Consider the following 12,722-nt stretch of genomic DNA (forward strand, 5'->3'; position numbering starts at 1 on the left):
ACAATTAAAGTGATAGCTCCTTTTTAGTCATGACTAAATAGTAATACAAACACTATATAATACATATCTTATTCATAAATAAATGGCAGGAAATACCTTTGGCAATCTTTTTAAAGTAAGTACGTTCGGAGAATCACATGGAAAGGCCATAGGAGGTGTAATAGACGGCTGTCCTGCCGGAATCGAATTGGATGTAGCGGCTATTCAAAATGAGTTGGACAGACGCAAACCTGGGCAGTCGGCCATTGTAACCCAGCGCAAGGAGCCGGATGAGGTGGAGTTTTTTTCAGGACTCTTCGAAGGTAAAACGACCGGGACTCCAATAGGTTTTGCTATTCACAATACCAATCAGAAATCCCACGATTATACGCATATTAAGGATTCCTACCGTCCCTCACACGCAGATTACGTATATGACCAAAAATATGGTTTTCGCGATTATAGGGGCGGTGGTCGCAGTTCCGCCAGGGAAACGGCAAGTAGGGTGGTGGCAGGGGCTATAGCCAAACAGTTCTTGCAAGGAATAGAAATAAACGCTTTTGTCTCCCAAGTTGGCAACATGCGATTGGATAAATCGTATAACGAATTGGATTTGTCGCTTACAGAGTCGAATCCGGTGCGCTGTCCCGATCCAGAAACGGCGGCCAAAATGGAATCCTATATCAAAGAAGTGCGCAAAGAAGGCGACACCATTGGCGGCGTTATTACCTGCGTAGCCAAGAACGTACCCGTAGGTTTGGGGGAGCCCGTTTTTGATAAACTTCATGCAGAACTCGGAAAGGCCATGTTATCTATTAATGCTGTAAAAGGATTTGAATATGGAAGTGGTTTCGAAGGGGTTAAAATGAAAGGTAGCGACCATAATGACAAATTCAACTCTGATGGCACTACGCAGACGAACTATAGTGGTGGTATTCAAGGTGGTATAAGCAATGGTATGGATATTTACTTTAATATTGCCTTTAAGCCTGTAGCTACCGTAATACAAGGTTATGAAACCATAGACAAGGAGGGGAACAAAGTACAGGCCCAGGGAAAGGGAAGGCACGATCCGTGTGTGGTTCCCCGTGCCGTGCCTATTGTTGAGGCCATGACCGCTTTGGTTTTGGCGGACTACATGCTATTAAACCGGACGATTAAAAAATAGTACGGTTCCTTTATCAGATACCAAGAAATTCTAAGGTTGAAAACAAGGTTTTAGAGTTAGGAGTTTATAGCGTTTCACTATCAATTTGTATTTGTTTAGCCTTTTAGACCTGTCAGGTTTCGAAACCTGACAGGTCTAAACACCAAGTACGGCACATCTCATCTGGCAACCAGTCCTCTAATCACTAAAAAAACGAGCCTTTAGCACCATCCCTTTCATGCTTCCGTTCAAAATAGTATCTTGTCTCCCTAAACTAACTTTGATTTATGAAGAAGCTTGAATTGCATTGGCAAATTATGTTAGGCATGGTATTGGGACTGGTTTTTGGTTTCGGCATGACCTTTTTTGACTGGGGAAAGGAATTTGTTATCAATTGGATAGCCCCCTTGGGAACCATCTTTATCAAACTCCTTAAACTCATTGCAGTTCCTTTAATTTTAGCTTCCTTAATAAAGGGAATATCGGATTTAAAGGATATTTCCAAGTTTAGAAATATAGGATTACGGACCATTGGGATATACATAGGAACGACAACGGTAGCCATTATCCTAGGGCTGGTATTGGTAAATGTAATAGCTCCTGGAAACGGTATTTCCGAAGAAACGATAGAGAAACTAACCTCCACTTATGCATCCGATGAAGGTGTTACGGCCAAACTCGAAGAAGCATCTAGACAAAAGGAAAGTGGCCCCCTAAAATTTTTAGAAGATATGGTTCCGGATAACGCCGTTTCGGCATTGGGGAACAATCAATTGATGCTACAGGTTATTTTCTTTACCATTTTTATGGGGATTTCCATGTTGTTGATCGGTGAAAAAAGTGCAAAACCCCTTAAAGATTTCTTTGACTCCCTAAATGACGTAGTTCTTAAAATGGTAGACTTGATCATGTTAAGTGCTCCTTATGCCGTATTTGCCTTATTGGCGAATGTAGTAGTCTCGTCTAGCGACCCGGAAATTTTGTTGGCCTTGCTAAAGTATGCGGGAGTGGTTGTTTTGGGCTTGTTTTTGATGATTGTATTCTACTGCACATTGGTATCTGTTTTTGCAAAAAAGAATCCCTTTTGGTTTTTAAAACAGCTAAGTCCTGCACAGCTCCTTGCTTTTTCAACAAGTTCTAGTGCAGCTACCTTACCGGTAACCATGGAACGGGTAGAAGAACATATTGGAGTGGACAAGGAAGTATCCAGTTTTGTGCTTCCTGTGGGTGCCACCGTTAACATGGATGGTACCAGTCTTTATCAAGGTATTGCGGCGGTTTTCATTGCTCAGGCATTAAGTTTTGACCTTCCGCTGAGCGGCCAGTTGACCATTGTCCTAACTGCCTTACTGGCTTCTATAGGAACCGCTGCCGTTCCAGGCGCAGGAATGGTAATGTTAGTGATCGTATTGGAATCCGTTGGATTTCCGCCAGATAAATATGCCATAGGCTTGGCATTGATCTTTGCCGTAGATAGGCCTTTGGATATGTTACGAACTGTTGTAAACGTTACGGGCGATGCTACAGTGGCTACTATTGTGGCCAAATCTGTAGATAAGTTACATGATCATCCTAAAGCCAAAAATTGGGATGATCATTATGACGAAGTTAAGTAGGCTCGTTAGCAATAACAATATACTGTTCAGTTGTTTAAACTTACAGTTCGTCTTCGATTGGTAGGTGAAAGTCATAGGCTTAAATCTCCCGATCCTTAAAAAGATGGGGTTGAATTATAGTGATATCCTTTTCTCCTTTGGATATTTCACACGAAACGAAAAAGATTCCTTTTGAGTCTCTTTTTGTTTTAGGTTCATTCTCCATGTTACTAATCCTTTTTTGTCATCGTAATGGGCATTGGGAGTTTCGATATCGCTCACTTTAATCGCGTTGTTCTGTGAAATTGGAACCCTATCCATTAATTTTAAAGCAATGGCAGTGGCCTTATTGTTTTTCACTTCTAGATCGTAGGTTCTATCTAAAATACGGTTACTCCCCGTAAACGATTTATTCTTAAAATCCCTGTTCTGTTTTCTGGTAACCGAAATATTTTGGTCTATTCCCAGGGAAACCGTCATTTCCTTTTTTGTAACATAAGGGTCTATCGTTGTTTTTCCGGCATAGGTGCCTTTAAAATAAACACTGGCTTCACCGGGTAGCAAATTGTATTGTTCCCAATCACTGAACCTTGTAGTAAGGAATACATTTTCATTTACAATAGGTGCAGCAAAATATTCGTAAACTGCGTTTAGTGTAAACGTACTGATTTCAATTGCCGTAACATCACCATCGGAAGCTATGGAATAGGGTTTCTTGATTATAAATCTTGTGTTGGTTACATCATCTTGAGTCCTACTTTTTTTCGTAGTGATAACCATGATGCCATTAACTCCTCTACTACCATAAAGCTGCATGGCGCTAGCTCCTTTAAGCACCTCTACGGATTGTATCTCGTCCATATCCAAATCACCTTCCTCAAAATCGCTTAGTGGTACACCATCTACCACATACAAAGGACTGGCATTTGTTCTTATGGAACTTATTCCCCTAATACGGGTACCATTACCGACTTGAAGGCCTGCAGCTCTTCCCGAGAGCATGTCGGAGCCAACATTGCTTACTGCATAACCTAAGGATCTGGTATCTCGCGATGTGCCCATAGCGGTAACAACTACTTCTTCTAAGGCAGACTCGTCCTCCTCCATACGAATGTTCATTACCGATGAATAAACAGGGACTTGTTGTGTGCGCTGGCCAATATAAGAGGCTACCAACTCTTGTCCGTTCTGCACGTCTAGCGAAAAATGACCGTCAAAATCGGTTTGTGTGCCATTTGTGGTTCCTTTAAGTACAATACTAACTCCCGGAAGCGGTATACCCGATTGGTCTACGACAGTGCCTGTTACTTGTTTTATAGTTGGATTGAAAATATAGCGGTTACGTTTTGTTATGTTAGGGCCTGTAGGCTGATACCCGTTGGTAAAATTAAGATACTTAGTCCCAAGATTTGGTTTCGCAACATTAATATTAGGGTTTCCCGTAGATAGGGTAATAGTGACGTTATTCCAATCATTTCCCGTTTTTTGGAATACGTGCGCCTTATAACTCAAGTAAAGTGGCGTGTTGATATCCTTTGATTTGATGTCGTAATTGGGAATCCATCCTGCATCCTGTATGTGATAGGAAACAAGCAGATTAAGGTTGCTTGCGATTGGGGCATCGAACTTAATTTTAAGTTCCCCCTGTTCTTTTTCCGGTACATTGTTTAACGCGGCCATTTGCTTTTGCAAGGTCCTACCTTTGTCGTTCAGCTTTTTAATCTTCATATTGGTCTCAAAAATTTCATTTTTTATAGCCGTTACCCTGGTTCGGTAATATGTACTAATATCCTTCATTTGTTGTAGGTTCAAATCTTTTGCCCTACCACTGATGCCGCGGTTGGCGTAAATAACTTGCTCCTCTTCTTCTAGACCTGATATTAGATTTTTATGTTGCGCAACTTCAAATGTTATAGCGTCCAATTGCTCTTGTAAGGGTTCTGAGCTGCCTTCGTTGAGCACTACTGGCATGAAATTTAGATCATAGGACATGGATAGAATGGACACCGACTGCAATCCTGAAATCTGGATACTACTTTCTTCTATTCTGGTGGAAAGCCCGGTCAGAGTGATTTCGGAGGTTCCTTTTCTCAAGTTGCACTTAGCAACACGAGTGATGTTTGCACCGTTTAAATAAACGGTGACTTCCTTGATTTCAGAAGATATTTTTTTGTCGTTACCAAAAATGAATAATGGACATAAGCATAATAATAGGTAGATTGTTTTCATAATAGTTATGTTAGGTGGAGACCAAACTTCGCCGAACGAACTGTGGATAACAATCTAGAATAGGGGAAGGGTGGGGTGCAATGAGTTAAGTAGTGCTTTGGGTGAGCTACTCTAAAAACTTGGCCTGTAATTCAGGAGTCGGGATCATACAGCTATCCTTTTTGCCAAACCAAGCATAACGATAACGGGCTATTAAATCGTATACGATATTTCGTAAACCGCTAGGAATCAAATATAAGATTCTAGAAATACTTCCATATCCCTTTAAGTGGCTTCCTATTTGCAAGGCGGCATCTGATTTTATGTAGTAGGCCACTCCGGGCTCTATAAGCACAACGGAATCCGTGGTTGTACTATCAATATTTCGTTCTAATAGCAATTTTTGTCCAATGTTGCTTTGTAAGGAAGCGTACCGGAACACGTCTTCTGCATCCCGTTTAATAATAAACAGGACGAAACCATTGCACAGGTTGCAAACGCCGTCAAATAGGATTATTTTTTTATCATTTCCCACATTACAAAGATAAGACAGGGAATCTTAGTATTTTTCTGGTAACTTCATTTAAATAATTATAAACCCTTGCGATGTAGTACATTTTTCCCAAAGCCTTTCCAATCAAAGTTTTACCCTCTATAATTTCGAATACTTGGCTATTGGGGCCTATCATCATGCAAGGACCTCACCAGTGTTTATGCAACATCTGCTCGGCTAAATTTACCCTGCTTATTCAAGTGTTCCACCAAAACAATCTTTCCTTTATCTCTTTTATTGTTCAACGTACTTGTACGAATTATAGCATAATTCAACTTACTACTCCTAAGGTGTAAATATGTATTGTGCTTTACTTTAAGATACTATCTAATTGTCTTGACAAATCGAGGCCCATAGCGCCTGGCATTACAAAATTTTTGATGTATGCTTTTTAAGAGGCGTCCATGAGCTTTTTTGAACCTTCTCGTTGAACTTCAATAGCACGCTTTACAAACCATGGCAACAGACTCAAAGTATTGTGATTTATTCAATAGGGTTATAATTTGTTTTCCAGTGGTGCCATTGGCACGGGCTACTATTACTTTTTCTATCTATCTTATTTTTCCATTATTATAAATACCTTAAATCAATTGTTTAAGCGATACGGCAAAATTGTTGACTTAAACGATAGCCAATGATTAATTGACGCGATGACCATAGCCACATCATAAATGATATAAAAGAGGTTTCCGGTCAATTTCATGATTAAGAAATATAGCTATGAAGTATGGAACCCTTCTTTAGTGATAAGCTTTTGGCCAATCTGACCTTGACGTCGTAAGTAGCTAAAAACATCATTTTTAGTTTTTTTATTAAAAAGAGTTTGGTAATTGTAAAGAAAGTACAAACTGCACCTAAAAGTATACGTTTTCTTTATGTACTGAAAGATAAAGTTACCTAGTAACCTGAAACACTACTTACGATTCTTCTTTTACGGAATTTTAGATATTTTGTAGTTTGTCCATACTTTGTCTATGCCTAAAATTTATGGGTAATGAGTCTTTTATATAATTTGGTAAGTGTCTAATTCCTATGCTTTATATACAATTTTGTTATGGTTATAAAATCGTTTTACGCAGAAGAAAACTTTTATAATTTAAAAGAACCTACGGCTCTTTCCGCCAACTTAACACGTGAATGGTATCACCTAGACTAAAGAATAATTTAAAAAATGAATTATGAAAAAATTATACGCCTGTTGCCTTTTCTTTTTAATGTGTGTCTTTTTGAGTGCACATGAGGGTCTGACAGATGGTGAAAATCATAAAAAATCGGAAGCCACTAAAGATGTTTTTTTTGATGTTACCTCCGATAGTCTTGCCTTACTGGCACTTTACAATGCAACAAATGGTCCTAATTGGAAAGATGCATGGGATCTAAATGAGAATATGACTGCCTGGCATGGAGTATCTATCAACTTTCAAGGCAGAGTTAGTGGCGTTAACCTATATCAACAGGGTTTGGAGGGAGAGCTACCCACTGAAATAGGGAATCTAACAAGTTTAACCACCCTAAATCTATTAGACAACAACATCAGTGGCAATATCCCGGTTGAGATAGGAAACCTAACCAATTTACTTACCTTAAACCTCGGAGACAATTCGATTTCTGGTAGTATACCCATACAAATCGGGAACCTAATGGAGCTAAGACAGTTGATTTTAAATTCCAACAACTTAACGGGAGGTATTCCAGTTGAAATAGGTGACTTGGATAAATTAGAGTTCCTACATTTAGGAAGAAACGGTCTTTCAGGAACAATACCTACCGCTATTTACGGCCTTATTAACCTAGACTACCTTTATTTGGGCAATAATGACTTAACGGGTAACATATCACCAGAAATTGGAAATCTGATTAACGTATTGCACCTAACACTTGAAGACAATAATTTTAGCGGAAACTTACCGGCTTCATTGGGCAATTTAAGTCTATTAAACAGGCTTATAATAAGAAACAATAGCTTTAACGGTAGCTTAGATTTTTTACTAAATACTGGGCTGAACAATAATGGAATCCTATTAATTGAAGGCAATACCTACGTTTTTGAAGATTTAGAAGGATTAATTGCACCTTTTTCGTCTATTAGCTTTTCATATCGCAATCAATCAAAAGTTGGGACACCGGATACCATTATTTTGAATAATGGCGATACCCATACCGTTAGCGTTACGGCAACGACGAACGTAAACAATCAATACCAATGGTTTAAAAATGGTACATTTATTACAGGGGCAAATGATGCGAGTTATACTATTAATTTTGAAGGAGAGGCCCAAGTGGGGGAGTATTCTTGTAGGATTACCAATACCGTGGTAACGGCACTGACTTTATTTACAGAACCAATATTGGTAAGCACACAGACACTTGATGCCGATCTAGATGGCGTAAGTGATAGTTTGGACCAATGTCCAGATACCCCAGATGGAGAAACAGTAAATCAAAATGGTTGTGCTGAGAGTCAATTAGATGATGACAATGATGGAGTCAATAACCTATTAGATCTATGTCCCAATACTGCGCCAGGGGTTTCTGTTGACGATGATGGCTGCTCGGATACTCAGCTTATGACCCCGGATAGGGCTGCGCTGCTAGCAATTTATAATGCCACCAATGGCGATAATTGGATTAATATTTGGGATTTAAATAGGTACATAGGTACTTGGCATGGTGTAACACTTGATAATGAGGGTAGGGTTTTTCAGTTGGACTTATCTGAAAATGGTTTGCAAGGCACGTTACCCTCAGAATTGGGAAATCTTGACAACCTTAAATACTTGTATCTAGACAAAAATTTGCTAACAGGTACAATACCTTCCCAAATTGGGAATCTCACAGCACTTAATGGGCTGTTTCTTGGTAATAATGAGTTAAGTGGAGTCATTCCTCCCGAGATTGGAAATCTTAACCAATTACAGTACTTAACCTTAAGAAAAAATAGCTTGGAGGGGAATATTCCTCCCGAGATTGGAAATCTCGATAATATAATATCCATTAGTCTTGAAGATAATCTACTTAGTGGAAATATCCCTGAATCTTTCAGCGGTTTATCAGAAATGGAATATTTATATCTTAATGATAATCAACTGACTGGAAATATACCGGAAGCATTGGCAAATCTGGACAAATTGAAATCTATCTCATTACAATACAACATGCTATACGGTACAATACCCAATTTGCCCACCCTTTTAAATAACGTAGGCTACTTAAATATTTTGGAAAACAACTTTGTTTTCGAGGATTTGGAAACTATTCTGAACAATCTTTCGGACGCAGATAGACTTATTTATGGTTCACAATCAAAAATAGGTATGGCAGATACCGTTAATGTCAACATTGGAGATAGTTATACCCTGAGCGTTGATGCAACGAATAGTGAAAACAATAGTTATTCGTGGCGTAAAAATGGAGGTTTTATTCCAGGGGCAAACGAGCCTACCTATACCATAGAGGTAAATAATGAAGGTGCATTTGGTGAGTATGATTGCCTCATTACTAATTCAATAGCCAATGAACTTACATTGTTTAAAAACCCCATAACTATTGCCAAGGCGGCCAAATTAAGTCAAGATGATATAGTGGTAAAAGCGATTAGTGCTTCTTGCAAGGATACCAATAATGGAAAAATAAGTGTATTTATTGACAATGGGGAATATGATTATCACATTACCGTTCTAGGCGATGATTATTCCAATACGCTGGAGAATGTTGTGGCTGGGAATGAGATACTTATTCCAGAATTAGCAGTGGGAAGTTATGAGGTTTGTGTTTCCCTTTCAATAAATCCAGAATTAAAGCAGTGTTTTACTGTTCAAATTACAGAGCCATTAGAATTTTTAACCGGTAAAACAGTTTTGGATACCAACGCCAATAAGGCTCAACTTGTAGTTAGTGGTAGTAGGCAATACGATGTAATGGTAAATAACAAGCGGTACCATTATGTTAGGGAAAACACTGGTTTTACAAGGTTGACCATACCGTTGGAGAAAGGCGTAAACTACATCTATGCTATTACAGATAAGGCCTGTCAAGGTGAATTCAAAGATACTATAGTATTGCATACACCTATGTCTTATCCAAATCCCACATCCGGACCGATAACAATTACAGGCTTGGTGGTTTCGGAGCCCGCGCAGCTGATTTTAAATACTATGGCCGGTACAACCGTAATGAGGAAGTCTGAACAAATTGAACAAGGAACCTTGGCCATGGATATTTCTAAATTACCAAATGGCCTATACCTAGCAAATATTGTAAGTGATAGTCAAACCACTAAATTGAAAATTATTAAAAACTAAACTATGAAAAGCTATTATACACATCTGTATATAATTTTATCGTTCATGCTTGTTTGCTGTAGTAAAGACAGCAGTAACGCTACAGATCCAATAACAGAACCTAATACTACTTTAAGTGAAGATAAAGAATTGAGTACCTTTAATCTGGTTTTTCCGGAGGACCAAAGCTTGTGTACGGAAGGACTTGACAAGGACAACCAGATAGAGTTGGAATTTAGTTGGGAAGCTTCTGAAAATGCTACCAGCTATAGTCTAGAACTATCAAATATTACAAATGATACCAAAACAACATTTAGTTCTCAAACTACCACAAAAACCATATTATTGGATAAGGGAACCCAGTACGGTTGGCAAGTAATTGCAAAACTAAACGATGATGAGATGGCAAGTGCAGCTTGGAGCTTTTATTCGCAAGGCTCCATTGTAGAAAACTATGCGCCTTTTCCTGCAGAAATAAGCATTACCGATAAAGGGAACCAGTTAATAGATATTAATTGGTCGGGTGCCGATTTAGATAACGATATAGTTTCTTACCGCATTTATATGAATGAAATTATGTTACTAGAAAACACCACTGACACTGTTTTTAGCAATGCAGAAATCCTATACGATACTAATTTTGAAATAACCGTGGTAACTACTGATGAAGCGGGCAATACATCTTCTAATACCGCGTCATTTTGGCTAAGTAGTTAAATTCATATTATGCGCATCAGAAATTTTAATGCGTTCCCTGATCACTTGTAAATCATTGGTTTATCAATATATTCTTGAAAATTATAATAGTACTACGGGTAAACAAATCGAACTATAGGGTATAATGAATCTTACTGTGCATATAACGAAATTCCAAATTATACCTTGGTTTGAAATCCTTACAAGCTATTCAAAAAAGTCGTTAAATCCGTCCCCTTGTCCAGACCCAGCTTCTTCTTGAGTCGGTATTTGGATTTCAGGATACTGTCCGGCAGTACGTTCAGGGTGGCGGCGATTTCCTTGGTGGTGAGGTTCATCCGTAGAAAAGCTGCCAATCGAATTTCCTTTTCGGAAATATCCGCGTACAAGGTCTTTAGCTTTTGGTCAAAATCATTATGCACATCGGCAAAGTAGGTCTTGAACACTTCCCAGTCCTTGTCCGAGGCATTTTCTTTTTTTAGTAGCATTACGATACGGCGAAATTCCATCTTGAATTTTTCCGGGGAATTTTTGATGCTTTCCAAATTCTCCATCAACTCTTGGATAAAGGTGTTCTTTTGCACCAAATGCAGGGTCTGGCTGGCGAGTTCCTTTTTCTTGTGTTCGATTTCCTGTCTGTATATGGCCTCCTGTTTCTCCCGGGCCATTCGGTTTCTCTTGATGCGTTGCCTAAAACCAAAGAACAGTAAGCCGGACACGGCCACAAAGGTAAAGAAGCCTCCGGCGTAGAGGCTCTTGGTCAGGGTGTCCACTTTCGCCTTTTCGTTCAGGGTGTTGATTTCTTCCTTTTGTACGGCGATTTCGGCCTCTCTTTGCTCGGTTTCATAGATGGTTTGCAACTCACTTATCTGTTTTGCTTTTTTAATTGAAAAAAGACTGTCTTTTATGCTTTGGGAACGTTTAAGGTCCTGTACCGCATTCTTGAACGCACCTTTTTTTTCATAGACCAAGCCTCGATATCTAAGGGCGTTTTGAAGTTCATTGGCCACGTTTATAGAATCGCCCAAGGCCACAGCGCTATCCAGATAGGAAAAAGCCTTCTCAAAATTATTTGTCATAGCGTACGAATAACCTAATTGTGATAAATAATTTACCCTGTTCATTTCAGAGGTTTCTGCGCCTTCAATTTGGAGTGCTTTGGTAAAACTACCGATTGCACGTGCATGCTCCTGCATTAATCCATAAGCATGGCCAAGATTGCCATAGGCAAATTCTTGGGCTTTAGGAAACGAATATTTTATAGCAATCGCTAAACCTTGATTATAGTAATCAACCGCCTGCTTGTATTTCTTTTGAGCGGATAAAACATTTCCGATTTCTATAAGCGTCTCGGACTGGTAAAGGTTGTCGTCGGTCTTAATATAGACTTCCATGGCCAATTCCAGGTACTTAATGGCTTCGATGTAATTTTCCTGAGCATAAAGAAGGTTGCCAATATTACTTAAAAGATCGGCCTTGTGGTAGGTTTTAATATCGATAGTATCCATTGTTTGCAAGGCTTTTTGGTACCACTCCATGGCTTTTGGATAGTTGCCCATATCCGAAAAGAAATCCCCTATAAAATTTTGAGCGGAACCGTAACGCATAAAATCTCCTCTTTCATATTCCAAGGAAGCTGATGAATCCATTAGGCGTATGGCTTCTGGGTAATTTCCACTATGTGAGGCGCAAATGGATAGGTTTTTGAGGATTGTAGGTAGCAAGGTATAATCCTTTTGTGCTCTAGAAAGTTCCAAGGTCTTGGTAAAAAATGTTGCAGCTTTTTCCATCTCCCCAAGCGTCATATAATAATGACCCAATAAAAATTCACCTCTTAAAACTCCCTGAGGATAATTTTCTTTTTTTGAGATGTTAAGTATCTCATCAATATATGTTTTTGCACGGTCCGGAATAGCATAAATATAGAGTCCATAAAGGTCGTCAAGTAAATGTATCTTTTCGTCGATCTTGGTTTCCCTTTGATAAAGTGACCAAAGGCTATCTACCCTTTTTTGTTTTTGGGAAAAACCTTGCATACACACGACAAAAATCATCAGCGTTGCGAATACTTGTCTTTTTATTGGACTCATAATCAGTTGGTTTAAGATAGCTGTTTGAATATAATCATTCTTTTTATGAAAAAACCTGCTGTCCATGATTTGTCCATACTAAAGCCAAATTTGTCAATATTCGATAATTGTTTTAAATATCTGATTATCAATATTATAAATTGAATTTGATACTAATGATCGGTGGTGGGATTA

The 12,722-nt window shown here is 38.8% G+C and carries 7 protein-coding genes and 1 pseudogene; 4 read left to right on the top strand and 4 right to left on the bottom strand.

Annotated features, from left to right (window positions below; genetic code table 11):
* Positions 1-82 precede the first annotated feature (82 nt).
* Both aroC and ACFQZJ_RS08885 read left to right on the top strand, forming a co-directional pair.
* Positions 83-1,147 (top strand): chorismate synthase, encoded by a 1,065-nt coding sequence (gene aroC, locus ACFQZJ_RS08880; protein WP_379933965.1) that lies wholly within the window; start codon positions 83-85, stop codon positions 1,145-1,147.
* 266 nt (positions 1,148-1,413) lie between these two features.
* The gene (locus ACFQZJ_RS08885; protein ID WP_379933967.1) at positions 1,414-2,742 is read left to right on the top strand and encodes a dicarboxylate/amino acid:cation symporter; all 1,329 of its coding nucleotides are present in this window, start codon (positions 1,414-1,416) and stop codon (positions 2,740-2,742) included.
* Positions 2,743-2,856: 114 nt separating this feature from the next.
* Here the strand turns inward: ACFQZJ_RS08885 and ACFQZJ_RS08890 are convergent, their stop codons facing one another.
* The 3 genes and pseudogenes from ACFQZJ_RS08890 to ACFQZJ_RS08900 form a co-directional block, all read right to left on the bottom strand.
* Positions 2,857-4,950: a DUF4139 domain-containing protein gene (locus ACFQZJ_RS08890; protein ID WP_379933969.1), complete on the bottom strand. Its 2,094-nt coding sequence runs from the start codon at positions 4,948-4,950 to the stop codon at positions 2,857-2,859.
* 106 nt (positions 4,951-5,056) lie between these two features.
* Positions 5,057-5,464 (bottom strand): thiol-disulfide oxidoreductase DCC family protein, encoded by a 408-nt coding sequence (locus ACFQZJ_RS08895; RefSeq protein ID WP_379933971.1) that lies wholly within the window; start codon positions 5,462-5,464, stop codon positions 5,057-5,059.
* 176 nt (positions 5,465-5,640) lie between these two features.
* Positions 5,641-5,793 (bottom strand): annotated as a pseudogene (locus tag ACFQZJ_RS08900) (NAD(P)H-binding protein); the annotation flags it as partial.
* An 867-nt stretch (positions 5,794-6,660) separates the two neighbouring features.
* Here ACFQZJ_RS08900 and ACFQZJ_RS08905 point away from each other — a divergent pair.
* Together ACFQZJ_RS08905 and ACFQZJ_RS08910 are read left to right on the top strand one after the other, a co-directional pair.
* The gene (locus ACFQZJ_RS08905; RefSeq protein ID WP_379933974.1) at positions 6,661-9,783 is read left to right on the top strand and encodes a T9SS type A sorting domain-containing protein; all 3,123 of its coding nucleotides are present in this window, start codon (positions 6,661-6,663) and stop codon (positions 9,781-9,783) included.
* A gap of 3 nt (positions 9,784-9,786) precedes the next feature.
* Positions 9,787-10,479: a hypothetical protein gene (locus ACFQZJ_RS08910; RefSeq protein ID WP_379933975.1), complete on the top strand. Its 693-nt coding sequence runs from the start codon at positions 9,787-9,789 to the stop codon at positions 10,477-10,479.
* A 179-nt stretch (positions 10,480-10,658) separates the two neighbouring features.
* Here the strand turns inward: ACFQZJ_RS08910 and ACFQZJ_RS08915 are convergent, their stop codons facing one another.
* A complete protein-coding gene (locus ACFQZJ_RS08915) occupies positions 10,659-12,548 on the bottom strand; it encodes a tetratricopeptide repeat protein (protein WP_379933977.1) in 1,890 nt (629 codons plus the stop codon).
* Positions 12,549-12,722 lie beyond the last annotated feature (174 nt).

The sequence above is a fragment of the Maribacter chungangensis genome, from assembly GCF_042676845.1.
GTDB classification, from domain to species: Bacteria; Bacteroidota; Bacteroidia; order Flavobacteriales; family Flavobacteriaceae; genus Maribacter; species Maribacter chungangensis.

Coding starts and splice junctions, on each gene's coding strand:
- ACFQZJ_RS08905 (WP_379933974.1), top strand. CDS start 6,661: ATGAAAAAATTATACGCCTGTTGCCTTTTCTTTTTAATGTGTGTCTTT.
- ACFQZJ_RS08915 (WP_379933977.1), bottom strand. CDS start 12,548: ATGAGTCCAATAAAAAGACAAGTATTCGCAACGCTGATGATTTTTGTC.
- ACFQZJ_RS08885 (WP_379933967.1), top strand. CDS start 1,414: ATGAAGAAGCTTGAATTGCATTGGCAAATTATGTTAGGCATGGTATTG.
- ACFQZJ_RS08890 (WP_379933969.1), bottom strand. CDS start 4,950: ATGAAAACAATCTACCTATTATTATGCTTATGTCCATTATTCATTTTT.
- aroC (WP_379933965.1), top strand. CDS start 83: ATGGCAGGAAATACCTTTGGCAATCTTTTTAAAGTAAGTACGTTCGGA.
- ACFQZJ_RS08910 (WP_379933975.1), top strand. CDS start 9,787: ATGAAAAGCTATTATACACATCTGTATATAATTTTATCGTTCATGCTT.